At 35.4% G+C, this 25193-nt stretch carries 25 protein-coding genes and 3 pseudogenes; 24 read left to right on the top strand and 4 right to left on the bottom strand.

Annotated features, from left to right (window positions below; translation table 11 throughout):
* Nucleotides 1-75 precede the first annotated feature (75 nt).
* A complete protein-coding gene (guaA, locus tag DFR56_RS01585) occupies nucleotides 76-1611 on the top strand; it encodes a glutamine-hydrolyzing GMP synthase (protein ID WP_110393671.1) in 1536 nt (511 codons plus the stop codon).
* Nucleotides 1612-1677: 66 nt separating this feature from the next.
* Here the strand turns inward: guaA and DFR56_RS01590 are convergent, their stop codons facing one another.
* Nucleotides 1678-2856, bottom strand: coding sequence for a site-specific integrase (locus DFR56_RS01590; RefSeq protein ID WP_110393672.1), 1179 nt, complete (start codon nucleotides 2854-2856; stop codon nucleotides 1678-1680).
* On the bottom strand, nucleotides 2849-3100 hold the full coding sequence (locus DFR56_RS01595) for a DUF3173 domain-containing protein (RefSeq protein WP_110393946.1): 252 nt from the start codon (nucleotides 3098-3100) through the stop codon (nucleotides 2849-2851). The genes DFR56_RS01590 and DFR56_RS01595 overlap by 8 nt, the downstream gene beginning before the upstream one ends.
* Nucleotides 3101-4182: 1082 nt before the next feature.
* On the opposite strand from DFR56_RS01595, the gene DFR56_RS01605 reads away from it, so the two are divergent.
* The 10 genes and pseudogenes from DFR56_RS01605 (at nucleotide 4183) to DFR56_RS01645 (ending at nucleotide 12065) form a co-directional block, all read left to right on the top strand.
* Nucleotides 4183-4773 (top strand): TetR/AcrR family transcriptional regulator, encoded by a 591-nt coding sequence (locus tag DFR56_RS01605; protein WP_110393674.1) that lies wholly within the window; start codon nucleotides 4183-4185, stop codon nucleotides 4771-4773.
* Between the two features lie 3 nt (nucleotides 4774-4776).
* On the top strand, nucleotides 4777-5211 hold the full coding sequence (locus DFR56_RS01610; protein ID WP_110393675.1) for a DUF4267 domain-containing protein: 435 nt from the start codon (nucleotides 4777-4779) through the stop codon (nucleotides 5209-5211).
* A gap of 62 nt (nucleotides 5212-5273) precedes the next feature.
* Nucleotides 5274-5651 (top strand): YisL family protein, encoded by a 378-nt coding sequence (locus DFR56_RS01615; RefSeq protein WP_110393676.1) that lies wholly within the window; start codon nucleotides 5274-5276, stop codon nucleotides 5649-5651.
* A gap of 557 nt (nucleotides 5652-6208) precedes the next feature.
* Nucleotides 6209-7000: a helix-turn-helix domain-containing protein gene (locus tag DFR56_RS01620; RefSeq protein WP_110393677.1), complete on the top strand. Its 792-nt coding sequence runs from the start codon at nucleotides 6209-6211 to the stop codon at nucleotides 6998-7000.
* Between the two features lie 72 nt (nucleotides 7001-7072).
* Nucleotides 7073-7687, top strand: a complete 615-nt coding sequence (locus tag DFR56_RS01625; protein ID WP_110393678.1) for a dihydrofolate reductase family protein — start codon at nucleotides 7073-7075, stop codon at nucleotides 7685-7687.
* A 263-nt stretch (nucleotides 7688-7950) separates the two neighbouring features.
* Nucleotides 7951-8424 carry a DinB family protein gene (locus tag DFR56_RS01630; RefSeq protein WP_158525458.1) on the top strand — a complete coding sequence of 158 codons (474 nt, stop codon included), beginning with the start codon at nucleotides 7951-7953 and terminating at the stop codon, nucleotides 8422-8424.
* Nucleotides 8425-8540: 116 nt separating this feature from the next.
* On the top strand, nucleotides 8541-9092 hold the full coding sequence (locus DFR56_RS01635; RefSeq protein ID WP_110393680.1) for an alpha/beta hydrolase: 552 nt from the start codon (nucleotides 8541-8543) through the stop codon (nucleotides 9090-9092).
* Between the two features lie 9 nt (nucleotides 9093-9101).
* Nucleotides 9102-9247, top strand: a pseudogene (locus DFR56_RS23355) (IS1595 family transposase); the annotation flags it as partial.
* Nucleotides 9248-9501: 254 nt separating this feature from the next.
* Complete coding sequence (locus DFR56_RS01640; protein ID WP_110393681.1) at nucleotides 9502-11664, top strand: ATP-binding cassette domain-containing protein; 2163 nt, start codon at nucleotides 9502-9504, stop codon at nucleotides 11662-11664.
* A gap of 11 nt (nucleotides 11665-11675) precedes the next feature.
* Nucleotides 11676-12065, top strand: a complete 390-nt coding sequence (locus DFR56_RS01645; protein ID WP_244916395.1) for a helix-turn-helix transcriptional regulator — start codon at nucleotides 11676-11678, stop codon at nucleotides 12063-12065.
* A 163-nt stretch (nucleotides 12066-12228) separates the two neighbouring features.
* Here DFR56_RS01645 and DFR56_RS01650 read toward each other — a convergent pair whose 3' ends face one another.
* Both DFR56_RS01650 and DFR56_RS01655 read right to left on the bottom strand, forming a co-directional pair.
* The gene (locus tag DFR56_RS01650; RefSeq protein ID WP_110393682.1) at nucleotides 12229-12888 is read right to left on the bottom strand and encodes an NAD(P)-dependent oxidoreductase; all 660 of its coding nucleotides are present in this window, start codon (nucleotides 12886-12888) and stop codon (nucleotides 12229-12231) included.
* A gap of 27 nt (nucleotides 12889-12915) precedes the next feature.
* Nucleotides 12916-14103 carry an MFS transporter gene (locus tag DFR56_RS01655; RefSeq protein ID WP_110393683.1) on the bottom strand — a complete coding sequence of 396 codons (1188 nt, stop codon included), beginning with the start codon at nucleotides 14101-14103 and terminating at the stop codon, nucleotides 12916-12918.
* A 333-nt stretch (nucleotides 14104-14436) separates the two neighbouring features.
* Between DFR56_RS01655 and DFR56_RS01660 the strand changes: the two genes are divergently transcribed.
* The 13 genes and pseudogenes from DFR56_RS01660 to DFR56_RS01725 all read left to right on the top strand — a co-directional run bounded on the left by DFR56_RS01660 (nucleotide 14437) and on the right by DFR56_RS01725 (nucleotide 25187).
* Nucleotides 14437-14778 carry a MerR family transcriptional regulator gene (locus DFR56_RS01660; RefSeq protein WP_110393684.1) on the top strand — a complete coding sequence of 114 codons (342 nt, stop codon included), beginning with the start codon at nucleotides 14437-14439 and terminating at the stop codon, nucleotides 14776-14778.
* Nucleotides 14779-15073: 295 nt separating this feature from the next.
* Nucleotides 15074-15856 carry an alpha/beta fold hydrolase gene (locus tag DFR56_RS01665; protein ID WP_110393685.1) on the top strand — a complete coding sequence of 261 codons (783 nt, stop codon included), beginning with the start codon at nucleotides 15074-15076 and terminating at the stop codon, nucleotides 15854-15856.
* 937 nt (nucleotides 15857-16793) lie between these two features.
* On the top strand, nucleotides 16794-17603 hold the full coding sequence (locus DFR56_RS01675) for an alpha/beta fold hydrolase (protein ID WP_211320588.1): 810 nt from the start codon (nucleotides 16794-16796) through the stop codon (nucleotides 17601-17603).
* 909 nt (nucleotides 17604-18512) lie between these two features.
* A complete protein-coding gene (locus DFR56_RS01680; RefSeq protein WP_110393687.1) occupies nucleotides 18513-18974 on the top strand; it encodes a DoxX family protein in 462 nt (153 codons plus the stop codon).
* Nucleotides 18975-19746: 772 nt separating this feature from the next.
* Nucleotides 19747-20388, top strand: a complete 642-nt coding sequence (locus DFR56_RS01685; RefSeq protein WP_110393688.1) for a TetR/AcrR family transcriptional regulator — start codon at nucleotides 19747-19749, stop codon at nucleotides 20386-20388.
* Nucleotides 20385-21047, top strand: coding sequence for an MBL fold metallo-hydrolase (locus DFR56_RS01690; RefSeq protein ID WP_110393689.1), 663 nt, complete (start codon nucleotides 20385-20387; stop codon nucleotides 21045-21047). The genes DFR56_RS01685 and DFR56_RS01690 overlap by 4 nt, the downstream gene beginning before the upstream one ends.
* 260 nt (nucleotides 21048-21307) lie before the next feature.
* A complete protein-coding gene (locus DFR56_RS01695; RefSeq protein WP_110393690.1) occupies nucleotides 21308-21757 on the top strand; it encodes a GNAT family N-acetyltransferase in 450 nt (149 codons plus the stop codon).
* Between the two features lie 222 nt (nucleotides 21758-21979).
* A pseudogene (locus tag DFR56_RS23890) lies at nucleotides 21980-22192 on the top strand (DUF899 family protein); the annotation flags it as partial.
* A gap of 46 nt (nucleotides 22193-22238) precedes the next feature.
* Nucleotides 22239-22310: a hypothetical protein gene (locus DFR56_RS23640; protein WP_280523433.1), complete on the top strand. Its 72-nt coding sequence runs from the start codon at nucleotides 22239-22241 to the stop codon at nucleotides 22308-22310.
* A complete protein-coding gene (locus tag DFR56_RS01710; RefSeq protein WP_244916396.1) occupies nucleotides 22280-22498 on the top strand; it encodes a DUF1516 family protein in 219 nt (72 codons plus the stop codon). Before DFR56_RS23640 ends, DFR56_RS01710 begins: the two co-directional genes overlap by 31 nt.
* Nucleotides 22499-22931: 433 nt before the next feature.
* Complete coding sequence (locus tag DFR56_RS01715; RefSeq protein WP_110393691.1) at nucleotides 22932-23753, top strand: CPBP family intramembrane glutamic endopeptidase; 822 nt, start codon at nucleotides 22932-22934, stop codon at nucleotides 23751-23753.
* 221 nt (nucleotides 23754-23974) lie between these two features.
* A complete protein-coding gene (locus DFR56_RS01720) occupies nucleotides 23975-24382 on the top strand; it encodes a VOC family protein (RefSeq protein ID WP_110393692.1) in 408 nt (135 codons plus the stop codon).
* 22 nt (nucleotides 24383-24404) lie between these two features.
* Nucleotides 24405-25187, top strand: a pseudogene (locus tag DFR56_RS01725) (DNA alkylation repair protein).
* Nucleotides 25188-25193: the final 6 nt, after the last annotated feature.

The raw sequence follows: 25193 nt of genomic DNA on the forward strand, positions 1-25193 counted from the left end.
ACTCTATTTTACCAAAAAAGTGTAGGAAATGTTGTATAATATTCGAGTAGGACAAGTTAGTGAGGAGAAGATAAGATGAGTCATAACGAATCGGTTTTAGTCATTGATTTTGGTAGTCCGTACAATCAATTATTAACGAGGAGTATTAGAGAACTTGGTATTTACAGTGAATTGCGTCCCCATACCATTTCGGTTGATGAGGTAAAAGTTTTACAACCAAAAGGGATTATTTTATCTGGTGGACCATATTATATTCATGATCAACATCGTTATCGAATTGATGAAAATATATTTACGCTTGGTATTCCAATTTTAGGAATTTGTTATGGAGCACAATTGATCACAGACCATTTTGGTGGAAAAGTAACACATCATGCGGATCGTTCATATGAAGCTGGCACGATAAAAGTACAAAACAAAGCTGGCTTATTTAGTGAATTGGATAAAGAACAAGTAGTCTACATGAGTAAAGGAGACACAATCTCGGAACTTCCGGAAAAATTTGAGGTTGATGCAACGGATGTAGCAGGAGATATTGCTGCCTTTAGTAATGAATCAGAAAAAATGTACGGAGTACAATTTTATCCAGAAAAACAAGAATCTGAGCATGGCGTAAAGTTGCTGAAGAACTTTTTATTTACGATTAGTGGTTGCACTGGCGAATGGTCCATTGAACGATTTATTGACACAGAAATTGCGAATATAAAAGCGGAAGTCGGCGATAAAAAAGTCCTTTGTGCCCTAAGCGGTGGGGTCGATTCCTCTGTCGTTGCAGCACTAATTCATAAAGCAATTGGCGATCAACTGACATGTATTTTCGTTGATCACGGGTTATTACGAAAAAATGAAGCGAATGAAGTAATGGAACTACTTGCAGATGATTTTCATATGAATATTATCCAAGTGGATGCGGCAGATCGTTTCTTATCAAAACTTACTGGTGTGGATGATCCTGAAGAAAAGCGTAAAATTATCGGAAATGAGTTTATTGCAGTTTTTGATGAAGAAGCGGCTAAATTAACAGATGTCGACTATTTAGCTCAAGGTACACTATATAGTGATGTTATTGAAAGTGGAACAGAGACTGGACAAAAGGTAAAATCACACCATAATGTTGGTGGATTACCTGAAGATATGGAATTCAAGTTAATTGAGCCAATTCGTTCATTATTTAAAGATGAAGTGCGTAAACTCGGTACAGCCCTTGGATTACCAGACCATATCGTTTGGCGTCAACCTTTTCCAGGACCGGGTCTAGGTATCCGTGTGTTAGGTGAAGTAACACGAGAAAAATTGACAATCGTTCGGGAGGCTGATGCCATTTTACGGGAAGAAATTGCCTTAGCTGGACTTGATCGTGACATTTGGCAATACTTCGCGATTTTACCGAATATTCGCAGTGTAGGTGTACGTGACGACGCACGTTCTTATGATTATACAGTAGGACTTCGAGCTGTACATTCTGTTGATGGAATGACTTCAGACTGGGCACGAATTGATTGGGAGATTTTAGATAAAATTTCGCATCGGATTGTAGCGGAAGTGGATCACGTCAATCGTGTCGTGTATGATATAACGAGTAAGCCTCCTGCCACGATAGAGTGGGAATAGTAACAGGAGCCCTAGAAGCCTTGGTAACACATGGTTTTCAGGGCTTTATTATTCTTCATGGCACAGTTATGGCACACTTTGAAATTTTGTCTGCATAAACTGATTACTGCTGTAATGTTCAATTTGTGTATCATCACTTGTTTTTAGCTGAATAATATTACTTAATCTGTCTGCAACTTGAAAATTGCTATTTGGATAGAGGTGTCCATACGTACCTAAAGTCGTTTGTATATCCTCATGTCCAAGTCTGTCTTTAATCACTAAAGGATTTTCTCCCATACTAATTAACAAAGAAGCGTGAGAGTGTCTTAATCCATGGATTTTGATCCTGTGGATATTTGCAGCCTTGGCAAAGCGTTTAATAGAATGGGAAACAGTGTATTTTTGAGTTGGGATTCCATTATACGATAAAATGAAATTGGTTTTACATTGCTTCTGTTGTGCTTCTTTCCAATCTCGTAATAAGCTTAGTGTATCTGAATCTAAAGCAATAACCCGAATGCTTGCTTTTGTTTTAGGATCTGTAAAACGATAGTTGGAAGCATTCTTGTAATAAAGCGTTTTGGAAATGTTTAGCGTTCCTTCCTCAAAGTCTATATCATCCCATTGTAAGGCAGAGGCTTCACCAATACGCATGCCTGTCATGAATAAAAGCCAGATAATGATAAATTGAAAATGCTGAAAGTAATCGCCTAGATAAATCTTGGATATAACAGCCTCAAATTCTTCCTTCGTCCAAAAATTAATTTCGGCTTTAACTTTTTTAACATTTCCAATTATTTTTGATGGATTTTCTTTCATTAAACCTAATACAATCGCTCTATCAAAAGCTAAGGATAATAAACCTTGTATGCCTCGAACGTATTGACTAGAGTATTTTTCGGTAGCGTTTAATTGCCATCTTTGCAAGATTAATGGCGTGATATCTGATAGACTTACGTTATAAAAATAAGCAAAGTGTTTATTGATTGTGTGTTGCCTATTCTCAAAAGTGCTTTCTTTAACTTGGTTCTTATACCAAGGTACAAAAAACTCCTTCGTAAACTTCTCAAAAGTCATACTACTATTTGGGTTATAAGCACCTTCACTATTATCTAAAATCAATTTAGCATAAGCATTTTCAGCTTCCGCTTTAGTTTTAAATCCACTCATTCTTTTTTGTATTCTTTTTCCTGTGACCGGATCAAATCCTAAACTTACCCTAAATTGATATGTTCCATTGGGGTGTTTCTTCACTTTAATCATTGTTTTTCCTTTCCTTGATTAAAGCAGCCTCACTGGAACCACAAGATTTTAATAAATCTGTCTGACTAAGCGTTATTCCCAATATTTCTTCCACGGCTTCCACAGGCACTCGACCTAATTTTTTCGTGTTGTAGAAACCATAGCCTTTCTGCACCATAAGACATTTAGCCTCACGGATAATGTCTCGGGAGAAAGAGGGACCATAACCTAAATCCATTAAGTCCTTTCGGGTTATAGTTACTATCATATTGCTCCTTTCTCGGTCGAGCCAATACAATATATGTTTATTATACCACGCTTCATGATGTTTTTTGATAGAGCGAACATTGAAAATCAGACGGCTGTTGGTGCAGCTCCACGGGAATTTCACCCCTGCAAGTATTTCTTCCAGCCCTACTCATAGCTTGCGATGCTTTGAACGCTCGAACCATGACGATAGGGGAGTATCATTATCCTAACTAATGAGTTATCGCCAGCAACCCACCACGATTGCATTAGATTCATAGATGATCGCTCGTTTCTAATGAAAGTTATGGCGTATGAATCAAGTAGCTCGTCATCAGTAGAACGTATCTGATTTTTTGTTTATACTGCACGGCGTTATCTTCCGTGCTTTCTTTGTCAAAGAACAAATTATAATAAATGAAAGGGAAAACTTAACCATTCTTTCATCAAGTGGTAAAAGCTAAAGCAGATTGCATAAGCCGAAATCATGTGTATTTTTATCCATCCGCTGATACGTAGCATAGTTTCTTGTTCAACACGGTGCTTGTGTGTAGTAAGCATTTCATATATCAGAGTGACTACTTTTAGTGTTTCAGCAAGTTGGGCCTCTTGAAAATCTTGTTTATCATCTCTTTCATATGGAAATTGCAAAAGTGGAGATGATTTTCCCTTTCATAACCTTCAACAAGATTTTTTGTGAAATGCCAAATGAAATCTTTATTTTTTACAAAACAACTTGTGAGAAATGGATTACAAAGTAAGAATATTAAAAATGGGATGGACATAAGAATGTACTTTTACCTCTCCTTATACTTAGTCCCTACACAAAAGGTCGATTTGCTGCATGATTTATAAAAAAATTAATAAAAGTTTTTATTTATATAGGTTCAGCTAGCTGCGATATTGTGTTATTGTCTATAATAGTCAATGATAAAAATTAATTTACAATTGTTTGCCTAAAATCACCACTAAATATTCCGAAATCTCTTTATATTTCCGTTTTTTAGCTTTACAAAACATAAAAAAATATAGAATATAACTATGTTATAAAAAATAACACTGTTATTGAAAGGTGAAATTTTTAATAAAGGGGATCAGTTTATGAAAAGTAGATTTGAACGGGAGCAGATTTGTTTAAGAAAAAAGGTTCTTAAAGCAGCCTTACATATTGCTGAATCCGAGGGATGGTCAAATGTGAGCATAAGAAAAATTGCTAGTGAAATTGAGTACAGTACGACTAAAGTTTATGAGTTGTTTGAAAATAAAAAACATCTTTTCCTTGAACTTTTACGCAACGGTTTTAAATTATTAGCTAACCAACTTGAAGAAGCAGTCAGTAAATATTCAGATCCACAAAAAAAAGCAATAGCTTTGGGAAAAGCATATTGTGCTTTTGCTTGGGGAGATGGAGCTTATTATCGGATTATGTATGGCATGGATGGGATACCATTTGGGGTCGAGCAGACCTGGCAAGAAGGCATGCGTATAGGAGAAATTAGTAAAAAAGTGCTTACTTCTTACATGCCTTATTGTAACGAAGAAGAGATTAATGATTATGTGAATGCCGCATGGGGAACATTGCACGGAATATCGTCCTTATTTATGTCCGGCAGATTATATGGTACGAGAGAACAAGCCGAGGAACTTGCAGTGCAAGCCGTCTTAAACATGTTAAGAAAAGGGGAGGATTAGGAAGTGAGTGAGAAACTTCGAAAAGTAAAACGCTGGGGTCCGAAATCATTGTCTTTTTGGCTAACGATTTTATGTGCAAGTGGTTTGATTTGCTTAGGTATTAATAGATTTATTCATCCTATTGCTGCTTCAAGAGCCTTTGGGTTAGAAATTTTGAATCCATTAGATAGTGGATATGTCCGAGTGAAGGCAACAAGAGATTTAGCACTTGGAATAAGTATCATTGTTTTTGTTATTTTAAGAATAAAAAAGGTTTTGATTGCTTTTTCATTAGTCTCTGCAATCATCCCTTTGATTGATGGAATCATGGTGCTTACACAATATGGTGGTGAATTCAAGAATAGCTTGCAACATTTCATTACCATGATCGGCGTTCTTTTAATAGCATTCTTACTATGGAGAGAGAAAGGGATGGATATATCAAAAGGTGTATCCTAAAAGACATTTTAGTTCAAAATGAATTGTTTTTCTTGGAATAGAATTATAAGGGGGAAATGTTAATGGCGCATATGCATATTACAGCTTGGACTTTAGGATTGATTCTATTTATCATTGCTCTAAATTTGTATAAAAAAAGAAATCAAAAAATTGCTACTATCGCACATATGGTTTTGCGGATGATATATCTCTTTATCATCATCACAGGCGGTCAGTTAACTTGGGATTATTTCCAAGGCTATGAAATGCCAATTTTTGGCGAAGTGATTGTAAAAGCAATTGCAGGAGGATGGATTGTAGTGATGATGGAACTAATATTAACAGGAACAAAAAAGGGGAAGGCGAATAGAGCGGATTGGATTCAGTTTTGGATAGCTCTTGTAATTGTTATTATTCTCGGTTTCTTCCGTTTGCCGATGGGCTTTCTATTTTTTCAATAAGGGTGAAGTATTTTAGCAGGAATATCGAGACGCTTTTAAATTTTAACAAATTAGTCAGTTTTTATGGGAAAAGATTACTTTTGTACCTTATAAAACGCTATTTTAATTTTTATCTTGAGCCCTTTTCATTTCACAAACCCTGAATGAGTATAAAATATTGCCAGTTATCATTTTTTATAGATGATTTATTTCATAAACGAGCTATTCTGCAGTATAGTAGTGCTATTTATAAAAAATTAAGGAAATTGTTTTAAGTAGGAACAATAGCTAATTGAAATAGACAGAGGATTTTGAAGTGTTTGAAGCAGGTTTTGGAGGACCTTTGTGTTTAATCAACGTGGTTATTACTTTGTTGATAGAATTGTAGAATAAATAAATTACTAGGAATTTTTGTACTAAAGAAATTGGGATATAGTTTAAAGTGTTATTTGAATGATCAGGTGGAAAAAGGTATAGCTTCTTGCTAAACTAAAATTAGGTTTAAGCAAGAAGAAGGAATTTATGTATAAATTTAAATCAAAAAATGGGAGTAGTTTATACTAGAAGGGAGTATATTCATGGCTAATACATATCCAGAAATAGAAGAAGCGATTTTATATATTCAAAGGAATATTTGTGAACCGTTATCTCTGTCACAACTGGCCAATCATGTTTCCTATAGTCCCTATCATTTTACACGAATTTTTAAAGCAAGAACAGGCCTCTCACCACTTTATTATGTATCCTCTATGCGACTGCAAAAGGCCAAAGACTTGTTATTGAATACTGATTTAACTGTTCGTGATATCGGATTGGAAATTGGACAACAGAGTCTGGGGACTTTTACCACCCGCTTTACTGAAAAAGTTGGTATCACTCCGTCTCAATTTCGGAAATCGTATATGCAAGTGGACCACTATATACATTCATTGCAAAAGCTGAGCAATTGGCAAGAAAATTCATTTCCTTTTTACCAATATGCAACAGTTGAAGGGACCATTCAAACGGCACACCCTTTTAATGGTTTTATTTTGATTGGCTTATTCTCCAAACCAATTCCTGAAGAATTTCCCTTGTATGGTACATTGCTTTCTTCAACAGGGAATTTTAGTTTTATGAATGTTCGTCCAGGCACTTATTATTTAATGGCCACTTCAGTTTCCTGGGAGATGCCATCTATGGATATTCTTCTTCCGCATACAACATTACGTACTCGTTCGAAAGCCCCGATTGTTGTTCAATCCAATTCTATAGTTCCACACCAAGATATTACACTTTATCCGCCGAAATTAGACGATCCACCCATATTGGTTTCCCTTCCTTCGTTGATGAACCGTTTTTTAAATCGGGTTCGTGAACATAGCAATTGATAAGAAACATTAAGAAGTTCATCGTGATAGGATGAAGAAGAATAAACAAATTGTAAAAAAGGAGTTTTTTATATGGGAAAAGTTGTGATTGATATGTCTATTTCATTGGATGGATTCGTTACTGGAGAAAATGATGGTCCTGAACAACCTTTAGGGGAAAATGCAGCAGTTTTACATGATTGGTTGTTTTCAGGGGATCAAGTCAGCCATGTGAATGAATTTTTCAAGTTGTCGGAAATAAATCGAGAAGTATTGGATGCATCACAAAAAAATGCGGGAGCTATGATCGTTGGGCGTGGAACATATGATATTGTCAATGGATGGGGCGGCAGTCATCCTAATAAAGGTGTTCCGGTATTTGTTGTGACACATAACCACCCTGAATTCGTGCCACAAGGGACAACGCCATTTACATTTGTATCAGATGGTGTGACCTCAGCTGTTGCAAAAGCAAAGGAAGTTGCAGGTGATAAGGAGATAGGGGTAGCAGGAGCGCATGTGTCAGAGCAATGTTTAGATGCGGGACTTGTAGATGAATTATTTTTGCATATTGTTCCTGTTATTTTAGGGAAGGGGAAGCGATTTTTTAAAGCGTTTACTCCACTTGAAATTATTGAAGTGATACATGCGTCCAATGTAACACATATCCGATATAAGGTAATCCCTAAAAAACAAGCTAAGATGTAAAAATTAGTTGCAAACATAGTAAAAACTTAAAAATAGTTAGCAGCAAGAGTATGCTTTTAGCCTTCCGAAAATGAAGGCTATTGGAGTTTGTTATCCTTAAATTATTAAATCGTATTTTAAGAGTTTTTTAGCGTAAAAGGTTGACTTTTTATAAGTTGGTTATTGAATGAAAAAGATTGGCTTTAGAGCAATCGAGAAGAATTCCTTAACAACCACCTATGATAATCTTAAAAGGAACCACAAAAAGAGGGAGTGTAACAATAATGAAAGAAGAAGGAATTTTTGAACAATATGATTTTTGTAGGGAATCATCGATCGAACTGCTTGATTCCATTGCTTCTGAAGAACAAGCTGATGTGATTCCTTATGGACATCGCAATTCTTTACGTTGGAACTTAGGGCATATTCTCGTCGCGCAGGAGGGCGTCATGTATTATTTTGGGATGAATCAACCCGGAGATATTACTAAGAAAATAAGAGAAGCTTTCGAACCTGGGACAAGTCCAGAAGATTGGTCCACCTCACCACTTACTTTGAATGAAATACGCGAATTGTTATTAGAACAACAGGAAAGAATGAGACAAACATTTTATGGAAGATTAGGAGAACCAGCAGCCAATGTGTTTGAATTTAAGGATAAAAAGTTGAAGATAATAGGGGATTTATTCATATTCACCATCTGGCATGAAGGATTACATCAAGGTGTAATAAAAGGTATGAAGCGGGCAATAAAATAGGTTTTCGTGTTTTTCAAAGGTATATTTTTTAGAATTCCATTAAAGCGTTGCGGGAGCAAAAGTAACTTTAAGGTGGGTTTTTATATGACCTTAGCTAGTAGAAGGGAGTAAATAATGTGAAGAAGCAAGTGTTGTTCATTCATAGTGCAGGAACCCAGGATTTTCACAAAGGGAGCAGTAACCTATTAGCATATTTAAAAGACTTACTTGGTGATGAATACAACTTGTTATATCCCAAGATGCCTAATCCTGAAAATCCTGAGTACAAACTTTGGAAAGTTCAACTTGAAAAAGAATTTGCTGCATTAGGTGGTAAGGTGTTTCTTATCGGCCATTCTTTGGGAGCCTCAGTATTGTTGAAATATCTTTCCGAGAAAACGACTAATTGCACCATTTCCGGGTTGTTTATGATTGCAGCACCATACTGGGGAAAGGACGATGATTGGCAGGCTAATGCGTATACCTTATCGAAGGATTTTGCCACGAAACTTCCTCAGATATCGCATATATTTCTTTATCACAGCCGTCATGATGAAGTCGTGCCGTCGAAGCACCTAGAATACTACAAACGAAAGCTTCCCAAGGCCTATACACACATACTCGATGACGATGAACATTATTTCAATAATGGGTTGCCCAAACTCATCGATGATATCAAAGGTTTGTAATTTATTGTTATGCACAATTACCTTGTTTGGTTTCAGGTTTGGGAAATAATCCAACACCAAAGAAATGAAGTTATTATGAGAGATTTGATTATTAATGAATTTAATACAAAATAAGGAACATATGTACAGCTAGGTTGACTAAGTTTACAATATAAACATTAATGTTAATTAACAAACTAGCTGGTTAATGGAAAAAGATAATACAAAAGAGATATATTAAGCAATTGGGAAGAAATCCAAATATTAAACCTCTCTGCACTTTAAGAAGTTAGCTTCAATCTACAGTATTGAACCATGTTTATACCTAAGAATTTTATATGTTTTTACATTCCTGACACTATGTTGTCAGGGTACTTATGTATAATGAGATGTATATTATATAATGCTAACTTTACGGGAGTGGTTAATTATGGTTGAGAATCAATTTATTAGACTTTTTGGCTTAAAGGAAAATAACTTAAAAAATGTAACTCTAAATATACATAAAAGGAAAATCACTGTATTTACAGGTGTTTCAGGATCTGGCAAATCATCAATCGTATTTGACACAATAAGTAAAGAAGCACAACGTCAGTTGAATCAGACTTTTACGACGTATATACAAAACCGATTACCAACATACAGTCAACCAGACGCATTATCCATTGAGAATCTTTCCCCCGCTGTGGTGATTGATCAAAAACGCCTAGGAGGAAATGTACGTTCAACGCTTGGTACGATCACAGATATTTATTCATTATTACGATTACTATTTTCTCGTATAGGAAAGCCCTTTATTGGCGAATCTGATGTTTTTTCTTTTAACAATCCAAAAGGGATGTGTCCGGAGTGTCAGGGAATCGGACGAAATATAGAACCGAATATTGGGAAGTTATTTGATAAAACGAAATCTCTTAATGAAGGAGCCATTTTATTTTCCACTTTCGCTGTGGGAACTTGGTATTGGCAGAAACATTTAGTCTCAGGCATATTCGATCCAGATAAAAAGTTAAAAAATTACACAGATACAGAGTGGCAATCGTTATTACATGGTAAGGACAAGAAAATCATATTGCCCTTGAAAAATGAACCTGTCAAGTATTTTGAAGGGGTGATAGATAGGTTCAAGCGTATTTACTTAAGACAAGAAAGCAATCAATTATCGAATAAAATTAAGCGTTTTATAACATTAAAAGATTGTTCTGTATGCAACGGATCTCGGTTAAGTCAAGAAGTATTAAATTGTAAAATTAATGGTTACAACATTGCCCAATTTGCAGGGATGGAAGCAAGTGAATTGATAAAATTAATAGAAATGATCAAAGATCCAATTGTAGAGCCAATCATTTTAAATATGACAAGTCGGTTGAAATCTCTCGTAGACATGGGAATCGATTATCTTACGCTGAGTCGTGAAACATCTACCTTGTCTGGGGGAGAATCACAACGTGTAAAGATGATACGACATCTTAACAGCAGTTTAACAGATATGATGTATATTTTTGATGAACCAAGTATTGGATTGCATCCTCATGATGTACACAGACTCAATCGGATGCTACAAAATCTCCGAGACAAAGGAAACACTGTTATAGTGGTTGAACATGATAAGGATGTAATTAAAATTGCAGATCATATTGTCGAAGTTGGACCAGGTGCAGGTACAAATGGCGGTGAAGTTGTCTATGAAGGAAATCTCAATGGATTATACGAAGCTGATACACTGACTGGAAGATATATGAGGTCTAAACAACCATTAAAAAAGGAAACCCGTATATGTAACGGATACCTTTCCATTTTCGGAGCGTCGAAACATAACCTCAAGAACATTACTGCTCATATTCCATGTGGTGCCCTTACTGTAATTACTGGCGTAGCTGGTTCGGGGAAAAGCACATTGATTTTTGATGAGTTTTTAAAACAGCATCTAGATGCCATTGTTATCGACCAAGAGTCAGTGAGTACCTCGATTCGGTCTCTCCCAGCGACTTATACGGGTATTATGGATGCAATTCGAGATTCCTTTGCCTTTGCTAACAAAGTAAGTAAATCACTTTTTAGTTTTAACTCAAAAGGTGCTTGTTCAGAATGCCAAGGGAATGGATTTATTAATACGGATCTTGCATTTCTTGAAAGTATTAGAACGACTTGTGAAACATGTAATGGGAAACGGTTCAAAGATGAAGTCCTTCAGTATAAGTTAGATGGGAAATCAATATCAGATGTAGGATTAGACTATATGACATTAGGTCAGCCGTTGAACACATTATTAGGTGGAGAATGTCAAAGAATTAAATTAGCTGGCGAGTTGAACCAATCTAGTAACATTTATGTTCTGGATGAGCCGACAACTGGACTTCATATGTCTGATGTTAGCCATTTATTATCCATTCTAAACCGTTTAGTTGATAACGGTAGCACCATCATTGTGATCGAACACAATCTTGATATAATGAAACAAGCAGACTGGATTATTGATCTTGGACCTGGTGGCGGAAAGAAAGGAGGGGAAATCATGTTCACAGGCACACCACATGAATTTGTATCAGAGAGTAACTCCCTAACCGCACAATATCTAAAAAATGATATATAGGAGGATTACCTTTGAAATTTGATCGGTTATTGGGAATCATTGTATTACTGATTCATAGAAAAAGAATAAAGGCTGTTGAATTGTCGAGGTACTTTGAGGTATCGGAGAGAACGATATATAGAGATATCGATTCTCTTAATCGTGCAGGAGTTCCCATTGTATCGCTTCCTGGGCAAGAAGGTGGTTATGAATTAATGGATGGGTTCAAACTGGATAAAAAGTATCTAACTTTAGATGAATTACTCTCTATACAGTGGGCGTTGAAAAGCATTGAAAAGGCTACAGGATTTGAAGATATCAATGATTTGATCTCGAAGATTAATCAATTAATTGACCCAGTACTCACGCAAGGTAAAAATATCCAATTACAAATTTCGCATTCGAAACAGAAAGAGAGTTAATATTAATGGAATTTTTAACAAACGGCATTAAGAAATCTAACAAAATGAAGGAATAATTGTTTCTTCATTTCTACAAATTTATTTCCTTTCTTGTCTAGCTGTCAACAAAATAAGAGATGGGTCAGGAACATCAATGAATCGATTAAGATTCATTGATGAAAATTTATTTGTCATTCCCAATCAGGTGGACACCATTCCATCTTTCTAACACTGCATCACATACCGCAGTGGCAAAATCTTCATAACTAATACTTTTCTTCAAAAACTCAATTTCATCATTTAAGGCTCTCCAACGTTTATAACCTCCAACACGTAATCCATCAGGAATATAGGCTGGTGGTGGAATTAAATAAGCCCATGATTCTGAGGCAGGTAATGTTTCCAAATAATCACGTAATCGGGTATGTGCTTTTCCTCTAGGTAATGTGCGTTCTGGAAAAGCAACGTCTTGCCAAAATCGCTTGCCATTATGCATTTTTAGACTTCCAGCTCCTCCCACCGTAATCGTTAGTAGGTTTTCTCTTCCAGAAACAGTTTTTTGAATACGTTTGTCAAGGTCAACCAAAGTTGTTTCAGGAATCTCTCCACGCATTCGAATGGCATTCACAATAACATCAGCCATCTCTGTGGCACGATGCAAACTAGAGATATTATTTATATCCACAAGTCTTGTCTGAATAGGGTATTTCGTTTTTGGCAGTCTTGAAATATCACTTTCCTCGCGTAATGCTGCAAAAACTTGGATATGCTTATATTCTGATAATTGTTGTAAGACAGAAGCACCTGTACGTCCAGTTGCCCCTAAAATAAGTACGTTTGTCATTAAAGTTCCACTCCTCAAATAGAATTTTTATGATTGAACATTTTTAATATAAAACGAGATAATCAGGCTAATACCAAGCAACATAGCTAGGCATAGAAAAGCCATCCCGTAATTTACGACTTTTAATAAAAATACAGCGATTATCGGACCAAGACTCGTACCGATAAATAAAATAAAAGTATAAAGAGAAACGGCTGCTCCATGATTTTTTCCACCAAGCTGACCTACTAAAGAGATAAGTGTTGGAACAGTCAATGCAATTCCAGCCACAAAGACGACACTCATTAAAACTAAGAATACTAAATTAGAACTGATTCCAATGAATAAAGAACCTAGCACCGCAATAATAAGTGCCCCCCGTAAAATGTTCATTAACCCAAATTGATTGGACAACTTTCCTGCAAATGGAGCAAATAGCATTCCAATAATTCCAATTATACGAACATAAAGAATCCCGTCCGAACTCATAGCAAATTCCTCTGTCAAATACTCACCGAGAATAGTATAAAAAGCTACGAAAGTGAGTAGTAAGGTAATAGCGATGCTATATACCTGGATCAAGCTTTTATCGGTTAATAAACGGTAAAACTGACTGAACATGAACTTCAGGTTACTCTTTGTTTGGCTAGTGGATATTTTTGGGAGTAGAGTAAGAACCAATATAGCGGTTATGAAATAAATCCCGCCAAAGTAATAAAAAACACTTTGCCAATTAAATTGTTGACTAATATAACTGCTGAATATTTGACCAACGATGGCAGAGATTAAAAAACTAGAGCTGATAAACCCAATGGCTGTCACTCTTTTTGTAGAGGGAAATTTATCCACTACATAAGCAATAGCAACTGGTGCAAAGGTTGCTGCGGCAAATCCTTGAAAAGAACGCCAGACAATGACCCAAGGCAAAGAGTTTGAAATAGGCAGTATAAAAGTCACCACTGTCAGCAATAACAAACCAATTAAAATGACTTGTTTTCTACCATAACGGTCAGAAAGAGGGCCAGTAAATAAGCTTCCGATTGCATAGCACAGAGAGAAAGCACTTCCTGTCCATGCCACATTTGTCATGCTAGTGTGAAAATACTCACTAAATATCGACATTAATGGAATGGTCAAATAATTACTTGCTACGACTACTAACCCACACCAAAACAAAACAGCAGTTAATAAGGAATATTTCGGCTGTGAATTAATATTTTCATTACTAAAATTCATAACTAATCTCCTTTATGAAATTTATTTACCTAGTTTGTAATAAGGTTATATCAATTGTAGTTTGGTTACAATTATAAGTCAAGAGATAATTTGTAGATTAGCGACCTTTATTGTAAAATGGTTACAAGAATGAATTTGTATAAAATACAACTTTAAATAGTGGGCGTTTTTATTCTGGGCTCACTGTTTGAGACTACATTTACTCACCACAAAGAAAAAAGATTTGCATAGTGTTACAGCTTACAAGTGAAAAAGGCTGCTGTTTTCGTCAACGATATGTAGTGCTTGCCTGAATATAAAACAATATTTTAAGTGAAGTTAGGAGAATAAAAAATGAGCGAAGATACACAGAAGTTGAATGCCTTGTTGGACTTTGATTTATTGAAAAAATTAGTAGTTGGAATCGGTGAAGTATCCGAAATCACTGGCATCCCAACGCGTAAAATTCGTTATTGGGAAGAAAAAGGAGCCATTCAATCTGAGTCTGGTGCAGAGGGTTCTACGAGAAGATATGATTATTTAAATGTGAAAAAGATGCTTCTTATTCAAGAAATGATGGATGAGGGTTTTACATTGGATGCAGCTATCAAAAAAGTGGAAAAACGAATGGTTACGTTAAATGAAGCATTTCGTAAGTTGGCAGATACAGTACCAGATACAGAAGATAAGGAATAAACAATAATAGATATAAAAACAAAAACTCTGTCCTTTTATTTGACGGAGCTAAAATATTTTCCGTTCAAAAAAATTACCTTCTTTAAATTCTTTTTTTATCTCCCTAAATGCTTGAATCAAATAACCTTATAATAGAAGGATATGTTTTTGAGCTTATTCTATCATTTATACTGAATTACAAGTGTTGGACAGGTTACACTAAGTTAGACAGATAAGTTAAGGTCATATAAACTTGATTCAATAGAAATCGGAGGAGAATCAATTATGACTAAAAGAAAGCGAAGAAGGGAAAATCGTGAAAACAATCCAATCAAAAGATGGCACAACATTAGTCTATGATGTTTTCGGCAATGGACCTCCCCTTTTATTTATAACTGGGGCCACCTGTTTTCGCTCGTTTGAACCAGTTTTACATGATGCAAAAGTATTTTCGGAGCAATTTACCGTCTACAATTATGATCGTCGTGGGCGTGGTGATAGTGGTAACGTGCTACCATACAAAATTGAACGTGAACTGGAAGACATTGAAGCCATAATCGATGAAACTGGGGGAGCAGTAAATATTTATGGCCATTCTTCGGGTGCTATACTTGGTCTTGAAGCTGCAATGTATCTGGGAGACAAAGTAAATAAGCTGGTCATGTATGATGCACCCTATGCAAATGATGAAGCAAACCAAAATGAATTTAAAGAACTAAGTCAAGGATTATATGAGCTACTTGATAGCGGTAAGGATGAAGAAGCGATAGTCTCTTTTTTAAGTGGTATTGACATTCCTCAGGAGGTTATTACCGCATTTCGACAATCATCCCAATGGGCGACTATGGTAGCACTCGCACCAACACTTGCCTATGACACTATTCTTGCCAACGATTTGCCACCCACTAAAAGGGTTTCTCATCTTACAACTCCAACCAAAATTATTGTTGGAGAAAAGAGCCCTGCTCCCATTCACCAGGTCGCGAACCAGTTGAATGGCGCAATTCCAAACACAGAGTATATTATGCTCGCGGAACAAGATCACATGCCAAACCCCAAAGTGTTGTTGTCGGTGCTTTCAAGTTTTCTAAAACAATAACTTGTTAGCTGTATTTTATGAGATTTATTTCGGGTATTCAGAATATAGTAGAATTACCTATTTAACATTTAAGAAAATGTAAAGTGCAAATCGGATTATTTGGAGGTTTGTTAGGTCAAACAATAATAAAATTAAATTCGATATTCGAATGCATCACGTGTAAAAAGATTTAATACTAAACTAAAAATTGTAATGTTTATTTGTTTTAATCTTATTTGGATTTCTCTCATTATATCAAGAAAGGTAAAATAGCAGTTAGATCAGATATAGTTTGTGAAGAACCGTGCGTAAAGATAATTTGGTGCATATCCAAAAAAGGAGAAGTGTCTTTTAGTACAACTAACAAATGATAAATGTAGACTAAATGCATTAAGGTTTTATGAACGGCTAGGTTTTAAAGTAACACATGAAGATATTAAGCTGAAACTTCAATAATTCTTTTACTAAAATAAAGGACGTGAATTAACGGAGGAAGTGAAAATGAGCCTACCTCGTTCATATACTGTTTTTAGAGGGGCGGAGGATTTTTTACTTTTGTTCCATTAAATAAAATCAGGCAAAGAGAAAAAACGACAAGGTTTTAATATGATCTGAGAGGAGGAGGGTGACGAAGTGGTTAGTTTACAACCTGGATATGGACTTGAGATGGATACATCATTAGTAACGTTAATCTAGACAAAGTTCATTCTGTTTATCTCCCGTGCATAAATGATTCCATCAAGTAACTAAAATTGATGTTTCCAGGTCGTCTTCACAGTATCTATGTATATGGCAGTGTTGCAAGAGGTGAAGCAATTATAGGTAAGTCTGATCTAAACCTCATAGCCATGTTCATGGGTACACTAAATTCCGAAGAATCCACCAGAAATAACTGGCTAACCATATAATACGAAGTGGCATTATGTTGAACAAAATTTGAAGAATGAAGTGGGTGATTGTGATTAATAATTTTCAAATTGAATTAGCAGGAAATAATTTAAACGTTTTAGACTTCGGAGGTAATGAAGCTATAGATTTTTTATTACTGCATGGATTAGCGGGTCGTGGGAGTGAATGGAAAAGCACCGCGGAATGGCTTACTAAATACGGTCATGTAATTGCGCTTGACCAACGTGGCCATGGACAAAGCCAATCAAAAATTCCTGATTTTTCGCGTGAAGCTTATGTCCAAGATACTATTAAGGTAATTGAACAATATTGTGATGCTCCAATCGTTCTGATTGGTCAATCAATGGGTGGGCTTAACGCATTTCTTGTTGCTGCGAAACGCCCAGATCTTGTAAAGGCTCTTATTGTTGTAGAAGCGACCCCTGATCCGGATCCTAAAGTACAAGATAATATTAGAAATTGGTTAGAAAGTTGGCCAGTGCCTTTTCTGAATTTTGATGAAGCTAAAAGATTTTTCGGTGGAGACACCTTATATGGTCGAACGTTCGCAGAGTCGATGGAGAAACGAACAGATGGATATTGGCCAGCATTTAATAATGAAGACATGATCCATTCAATGAAAGATGTTGTTTCCCAAAATTACTGGGAGGATTGGAGAAAAATCAGTTGCCCAACATTAGTTGTTGGAGGAGAAAAAAGCTTTATTTCCCAAGACCTTTTAAGGAGTATGGCTAAAAACATTACAGATGGGCGCTATATCTGTATTTCTGAGGCTGGACACGATTTGCATTTGGAGGCATCTTCTACATTTCGCGAAGTTGTTGAAAGTTTTTTGAAAGAAATTTGTCTAGACAAGTAATCTTCTATTAACGGAACGCGATTGTAGAAGAAAGCTTTACATTCTTTATGCCATATGGGCGAGTTTGTAGCACAAAAGAAACCTATGAGATACTAAAGAATTTTACATTCTAATTATAAGTTTAATATAAGGAATCCATTGTCATGGGTGGTGGTTTATATGACAGTAGTGACATGAATGGGTTTATAGATGTTTTGCAGCCACTTGCAATAGGCTTGTTGTCGTATCTGTGACAGTACTTGGTTTTATCAAATTTTAAATCATAGTAAAACAGAGCATTTTGCACTAAAATCTGCTTTAGCAAGTGAATGGTTAGACACATTATTTTATGCAGTGGAATTACTTGATCCAGCTGAACAAAGATTAATTGAATTAAAGTACATGAGTAAACGTAATGATGGTTCCAGATACTGTGATGAGGTCATTTATCCTCAATTGTTTATTGGAAGAACAAGATACCATGAACTGAAAAAAGAGGCATTAGAAATGCTGGGCAGAATTTATATGGCTTATTTACGGATAGAGGTTGTTCGTAATGGTTTCAGACGGTGAGGAATATAGTATTAGTTATGTTTTTGCTAATCCTGTTCATCAATTTCTCCATCATTTACTCGCCAATACCTGCAGCAGACAGAACCAAACCTAAGGTCGATGCATTAAAGCCTAGTTCAGTAAGGGCAAAGGTAATGAGAGCGGTGCCAAACATTCTTGGCAGTAGATTAAAGCAGGGAAAGACCATGGTGTTATATTTGAAAATATTGATGTGGAAAAATGGGAGAGTCGCTTATCTTAATATCACTAGGATTACGAATGGTGCGTTTTTTCCAAATATTTCAAACAGATGATTTTATTCGCTTTATGGAAGAGACATTGCAGAATAGTATTAAATAAAAATTCGGAGGGAAAAAGATGATTACATTGATCATATTATTTGGAAGTTTCCTTACTTTAATCTTTTTATCGCGAACAGGTCTTATCTTTAAGGATAAATCTTATCGTATCTTAGCGACTTATGCCATGGCGATATTTCTTATATTCTTTGGGCTAAGTCATTTTTATAAACAAAATGAATTGATATTAATGCTTCCTGAGTTTATACCATTTCCCGAGTTTATTGTTTTTATCACAGGTATCATAGAAATATTTCTTGCAATCGGGCTAATTTATCCAGCAACTAGAAAATTAAGCGGTATTCTTATAGCGATTTACTTCATTGCAGTTCTTCCTGCAAATATTTATAAAGCACTTAATATGATAGAAATAACAGGAACACTTAGTAATCAGACCATGTCATGGGTACGTATCTTTTTTCAGCCAATATTTATAGTTTGGGCGTTATATGTTAGTAAAGAAGATAAGCCTTTAAAATAACATTCTAAAAATATAAGAATAGAAAACAGTGAAACTGAACTAAACCTGAATAATAAATAGGTATAAAAAATATTCGGGTTTTCCCATATCTTCGTAGTAAAAACTCATTTATCAAAGTATTCATATTAAAATAGCTAACTTCAATCACTGTTAATTTTATAAGAGGCGATCGGCTACGCAGTTTTGATGACATTTTTCAATAATAAACTGATGAGAGCATTGTGCGAGAGAAATGTTATTTGTGACAACCACTATAACTTGTCTCATGAAATTAGCACACATTGCTTTAATTGCATTAAGATATAGTGATTTTTATATTTGAAGTGAAGTGGTTCGCTGGTTCTCGCGTATTTTATTTTTCTTATCAGAGCTTCCTTTTGTTTTGATCGTTGGAAAAATGAAGAAAGAAGAGCCTAGACCCTAATATAGAAAAGGGTTTCGGTTCTTCTTTTACTCTCCTTCCACGGTAAGTTATTCCTTTTAGCATATGACAATTTCTACTCTCACCAAGCATTTTAATAATATTGAGTTTCTTCAATTTTGTGACATTTATATATCCGATATTTCCTATATAAATAAAAAATGTTTATGATTGGCTAGCTCGCGAAAGACGTAACTCTCTTATTTAATATAAAAAGGCTTATTTATACATTAATATAACTTTGATTAAATAATTGATTATTGACATCTTTATAACCATTGGTTATGATGTAACCAATGGTTATTAATTGATTGAATATTATTAAACTTTGAAAATTGCGAGGGATTCAAAATGGTTCAAAAACAACTTACACGTTCTGAAAGAACAAAACAAGACATAGTAAATGCCGCCGGGAAACTTTTTAGTAAACGGGGGTTTGATGTGGTGACAATGCGAGAAATTGCGCAAGAGGCGGGATGCTCACATACAACCATTTATATTTATTTTGAAAACAAACTAGCGTTGCTGCATTATCTTTCCATGCCACCATTACAGAATTTGAAACAACAAATGGAGGAAGTTATGGAACAAACCAACTTACAGCCAAAGAGTAAATTGAAAACTGTTAGTCAGCAATTCATTCATTTTTGTCTGTCAAATCGCACCATGGTTCATATATTTTTCTATACGAAGCCAAGCCGAGTTGATGAGGAAAAACCAGAGATTGAAGTGAACAAAATAAGGATTGAATTGTTTAACCTGATTAAACAAAGCCTTCAGACCTGTCTTCAAATCGAAGATAATGATCCTAGGATGTTGTCCTTTGGTCGTATTTACTTTTATACTCTACATGGGATTGTGGGCACCTATGAAAACTCTGAAGAGTCTCCAGAGGAATTGATTAAACGGTTAGATGGGACTTTTGACGATACTATCGATGTATTGCTTTATGGCTTTCATCAAAAAGTGAGGATGGAGGCTGAGCACAAATGAAAATTCACCAAATATCTGACCATATTTGGTCATTAAAAATATGGATGCTCATCCCCATTCACGTTTGGGTCGTTGTAGAAGAGAACGGTGTAACTTTAGTTGATGCAGGTTTGCCAACGATGGCTAAGGGAATTCTTAAGTTTATTGAACAGCTTAACGCTGGGCCACTGAAAAGGATTGTCTTAACCCACGGACATTCTGACCACACTGGTGCCATAAAGCGTATTTTAAAAGTGAAAACGGTACCAGTATTTGCACATCGAATAGAAATACCCTACATGGAAGGTGACTATCCCTATCCACGTCGAAAAAAGGCGATACCATCTATCGCAAAAGGATTGGCTCATGCTTTCTTAGAAGATGAAAATAAAAACCTTGAACCTGTCGGCAGTCTTACTCCTTATTTCGCACCTGGTCATTCACCAGGACATGTTGTTTTTTATCACCATGATGACCGGGTTTTATTAGCGGGGGACCTTTTCACTTCGAAAAAGGGTAAACTCCACAAACCGATATCCATGTTCACTGCCGATATGAACCAGGCAGTGAAAAGCAGTCGGATTGTGAGCCAGCTAAAACCTGAACGTTTAGAGGTTTGTCACGGAAAATCGGTATTTCTTCCCGCGGATCAGTTGGATGAATATATTGATAAGACTTGAAAAGCTTTTTCCTTTCATAGGATATGACTCTATGATGAAGGGGTAATTTAACCGGATAGGTCGTCTTTTAGATGATTTGGATTAAATCAATATTCAGGGCTAATGGCTTGAGTGTCTCATATGACGTAATGTAAGGAACTAAAAATTGATAATAATTTGAAAGGGGCTGGTTTTATTCTAGGGACTAAAGTATAAAGATGGCAGGTCATAGTAAGAAGTGAACTTATATAGGTACAAATAATAAATTGAGGTGAAAATCAATGGAATTCCGTAAAGCAAATAAAAATGATGTATATTCAATTGTCCGATTACTTGCTGATGATGAATTAGGCTCACAACGCGAACGGTTTGAAGAGCCGTTACCAGCCGCATATATTGAGGCATTTAATGAAATAGAATTACAAGGTGGTAATCAAATTATTTTAGCTGTTGAAAATGAAAAGGTAATTGGATGTCTTCAACTGACAATCATTCCTGGTTTAGCAAGACAAGGAATGAAACGAGCGCAAATTGAAGCTGTACGTGTTGATCGAAACTATCGTGGAAAAAAGATTGGAGAAAAATTATTTAAAGAAGCTATTATAATTGCTAAATCGAAAGAATGTGGAATGGTTCAACTAACAACCGATAAACAACGTGGAGACGCACATCGTTTTTATGAAAAATTAGGATTCTCGGCAAGCCACGAAGGCATGAAACTGATATTGTAATTTTTTAAAATATTAGGTTTGCCGTAGAGCAGAAACAAATTAATCTTTCACAATGAAGCGCAATTCCTGGGGTTGTCAGCAAGTGTAATTAAAGCTATAAACTGTTCAATTAAAGGCGTGTTGGGATAAGGGTTGTCCCGATTGCTCCACGGTTGTCGATCAAATCTCAGACGTCTTTCTGATATATTTGCATGAGCAGAACACCTCTTTCGCCTATGTGTCCGTGCTCCACTAGGGAAAATTGAGAAGTACAATAATTCAAAGGGGTGGAGTTTTCCCTGGTACTCCTCGTATGACAGTGACTATAACTATGATTTTAAGGCAACAACTGATGAAGGCGAAACTATCAAACCAATAGCTTTGAATTTCAGATTAGTTCATGATAAATTGGCGATTCTTCCAATTCTTCTACCATTGCACATAGCCAAAGTATAAAAAAAGAAATCAAAAAATCGCCACTATCGCACACATGATTTTGCGGATGATATATTTCTTTATCATTATAACAGGTGGTCTGTTAACTTGGGATTATTTCAAGGCTATGAAATGCTAATGTTTGGCGAAGTGATTGTAAAAGCAATTGCGGGAGGATGGATTGTAGTTTTGATGGAACTAATATTAACAGAAACAAAAAGGGGGAAGACGAATAGAGCAGATTGGATTCAGTTTTGGATAGCTCTAATAATTGTTATTGTTCTCGGATTCTTCTGTTTGCCGATGGGCTTTCTGTTTTTTCAATAAGGGCGAAGTATTTTAGCAGGAATATCGAAACATTTTTAGACTTTTAACAAATTAGTCATATTTTAGGAAAAGGGAGTTGCCTGAATTTCAAGTATAAGTTAGCCTAATAAAAATGAAGATTGCTATGTAGGAAGTTAGCTTAAGGTAACCCTCGCTTTTACGAAAATATCATAGCAATAGACAGACGGATTTGAAGTGATTGAAGCAGGTCTTGGAGAACCCTTGTGTTTAATCAACGTGGTGATTACTTTATTGATAGGTTTATAGAGTAATTAATTTTCAGTGGATTTGTGTATTAAAGGAATTGGGATATAACTTAAAGTGCTATTTGAATGATCATCTTAAAAAGGTATACCTTCTTGCTAAACTAAAATTAGGTTTAAGCAAGAAGAAGGAATTTAAAAATCAAATATGCAAAAGGGAGTGAATTATATTGGGTGAAAGGGAAACGCTTAATATGAAAAATATATGGATGAGAATTTTAGTTGTATTGATCCTAGGCATCATCATTTGGCACTTTATAACTTACCTCAGTGATATATTTATAGGTGAAGAATATAGTGGAATTAATCATTTCTTCATTGCTGTAATTACTACCATATTAACCTTTGTTCTCATTCAAGCAGCACTTAAAATTGACAAAGTTTCGTGGAAACAACTCGGACAAGGAACTTTTAAAAAGAATATTTTTTCATTTTTTCTAGGCTTATTTCTCTGGGTAATTCCTGCATCTATTGGGATAATTATTAGTATCATGCTTGGGTGGGTTGAAATAAAGGTTCATACAGATCCGAACCACCTACTAATGAGTATCTTAATTTTATTCATAACTGTATTTTTTATAGAAGCATTACCTGAAGAGTTTGTTTTTAGAGGATATGTATATCGGTATTTAAATGCGGTCTTTCCTCATTGGATCACAATAGTCATACAAACAATATTGTTCTCATTATTTGCTTATTTTATAGGAGCAATGTATTCTGTGGAACAATTTCAATTTATTCCCGGCTTTGCAATCATTTTAGGTCTATTAAGGGCGATATCGGGAAGTGTATGGACATCCATTGGTTTTCATGTTGCTATTATGACCGCATTTCAAATTTTAGGGCCCAGTCACGGACATTTTGACGTGAGTGGGATGATAACACTTAAATTTTTTGCGTTTATTTTACTACCATCTGTTGTTGGAGCGACTGTATTGTCATTTATTTACTCCAACCACAATTGGCGTAAAACAGAACCTTTGGTGTCATAAAAGTTAATCAAATCGGTGGTAACAACTATTAACGTAAAACGTTTCTATGGAAATTCTACTTTTTACTGTGTATTACGATGACATTGCTATATATAGCTCTTTTCTGTATGGACAGCAAGTTTGTACGAGGTTAATTAGAATACATCTTAAGAAATAATAATCATTTACATACATACTGTATGTATGTTAAAATAAGTTTAAATAAAAAGGGAGTGAAAAAAATGAGACTTAACAGCTTTTACCCAGTATTGATGACAAAGGAAGTAAAGAAAACAAGTTCATTCTATCAACAGTATTTTGGATTCGAGGTAGTTTTTGAAGCGGATTGGTACATGAGTTTGAAACAAGAAGAAACTGGTGATGAATTGGCGATCCTTCAGTTTGATCATGAAACAGTTCCCGCTTCTTTTGGAAAGCCTACTCAAGGATTAATTCTAAATTTTGAAGTAGAAAATGTAAATGAAATGTATCAGGATTTGATTATAAGAAAACAGCTTCCTTTACACCTCGATTTACGTGACGAGGCATTTGGTCAAAGGCATTTTATAACTAGTGACCCTAATGGAGTATTGATTGATGTCATTACGGTTATACCACACGATAAGTCTTTTGAAGACCAATATAAATAGTAAATGTGAGAGGAAGAGCAAAATGAGTGATTACATTCCCTTAAAGTATTACTTTGGTAGAGAATTGGCACTCCGACTGGCGAATCTAATTCAGCCACACTATCCTAGATTTTCCAATAAGTCTTTTACAATTTCTGTAGCTTGAGCAGTAGAAAATAAAGAATTAAAGGCGCGAGTAGAGGTCATAGCACATGAATTAAGGGAACATCTTCCAGTTGATTATGAAGAAGCTTTAGCTATTTTGTTAAAGATTTTAGGACCAGAAAATAAAACGGAAGAAGGCATGTTTACCAATGGCTATTTTCTAATGCCGGTAGCGTATTTTGTTGAAAAATATGGACTAAATCACTTTGATATATCCTGCCATGCCATGTATGAAATTACAAAAAGACATACCTCTGAATATGCTATACGTCCATATTTACTTACTGATATTGACCGCTGCATGGCCTATTTTCAATATTGGTTAGAGGATAATAATTCACATGTTAGAAGACTGGTAAGTGAGGGAACTAGACCGCGGTTACCTTGGGCTAAAAAGATTTCACCAATAAGAAATAATGTACAAAACAATTTGCGATTGCTGGAAAAATTATTGTGTGACGATTCCCGATATGTTCTCAAGTCTGTAGCTAACCATATAAATGATTTAACAAAAGAGAATGGCGAATTAGTGCTCGAATGGATGCAATCGAAAATAGCTGATAAAAATAATATAAATCCTAGTATTATAATAAATGGATTAAGAACGTTAATAAAATCAAAGAATGAACATGCATTAGAGCTACTTCATCAGGTGGAATAAGGAGTG

The organism is Pseudogracilibacillus auburnensis (assembly GCF_003201975.1).
Taxonomy (GTDB): Bacteria; Bacillota; Bacilli; order Bacillales; family Amphibacillaceae; genus Pseudogracilibacillus; species Pseudogracilibacillus auburnensis.

What these genes read in the sequence shown, in the direction of transcription:
- guaA (WP_110393671.1), top strand. Translation starts at nt 76, where the DNA reads ATGAGTCATAACGAATCGGTTTTAGTCATTGATTTTGGTAGTCCGTAC.
- DFR56_RS01590 (WP_110393672.1), bottom strand. Translation starts at nt 2,856, where the DNA reads ATGATTAAAGTGAAGAAACACCCCAATGGAACATATCAATTTAGGGTA.
- DFR56_RS01605 (WP_110393674.1), top strand. Translation starts at nt 4,183, where the DNA reads ATGAAAAGTAGATTTGAACGGGAGCAGATTTGTTTAAGAAAAAAGGTT.
- DFR56_RS01615 (WP_110393676.1), top strand. Translation starts at nt 5,274, where the DNA reads ATGGCGCATATGCATATTACAGCTTGGACTTTAGGATTGATTCTATTT.
- DFR56_RS01620 (WP_110393677.1), top strand. Translation starts at nt 6,209, where the DNA reads ATGGCTAATACATATCCAGAAATAGAAGAAGCGATTTTATATATTCAA.
- DFR56_RS01625 (WP_110393678.1), top strand. Translation starts at nt 7,073, where the DNA reads ATGGGAAAAGTTGTGATTGATATGTCTATTTCATTGGATGGATTCGTT.
- DFR56_RS01630 (WP_158525458.1), top strand. Translation starts at nt 7,951, where the DNA reads ATGAAAGAAGAAGGAATTTTTGAACAATATGATTTTTGTAGGGAATCA.
- DFR56_RS01640 (WP_110393681.1), top strand. Translation starts at nt 9,502, where the DNA reads ATGGTTGAGAATCAATTTATTAGACTTTTTGGCTTAAAGGAAAATAAC.
- DFR56_RS01650 (WP_110393682.1), bottom strand. Translation starts at nt 12,888, where the DNA reads ATGACAAACGTACTTATTTTAGGGGCAACTGGACGTACAGGTGCTTCT.
- DFR56_RS01655 (WP_110393683.1), bottom strand. Translation starts at nt 14,103, where the DNA reads ATGAATTTTAGTAATGAAAATATTAATTCACAGCCGAAATATTCCTTA.
- DFR56_RS01660 (WP_110393684.1), top strand. Translation starts at nt 14,437, where the DNA reads ATGAGCGAAGATACACAGAAGTTGAATGCCTTGTTGGACTTTGATTTA.
- DFR56_RS01680 (WP_110393687.1), top strand. Translation starts at nt 18,513, where the DNA reads ATGATTACATTGATCATATTATTTGGAAGTTTCCTTACTTTAATCTTT.
- DFR56_RS01685 (WP_110393688.1), top strand. Translation starts at nt 19,747, where the DNA reads ATGGTTCAAAAACAACTTACACGTTCTGAAAGAACAAAACAAGACATA.
- DFR56_RS01690 (WP_110393689.1), top strand. Translation starts at nt 20,385, where the DNA reads ATGAAAATTCACCAAATATCTGACCATATTTGGTCATTAAAAATATGG.
- DFR56_RS01695 (WP_110393690.1), top strand. Translation starts at nt 21,308, where the DNA reads ATGGAATTCCGTAAAGCAAATAAAAATGATGTATATTCAATTGTCCGA.
- DFR56_RS01720 (WP_110393692.1), top strand. Translation starts at nt 23,975, where the DNA reads ATGAGACTTAACAGCTTTTACCCAGTATTGATGACAAAGGAAGTAAAG.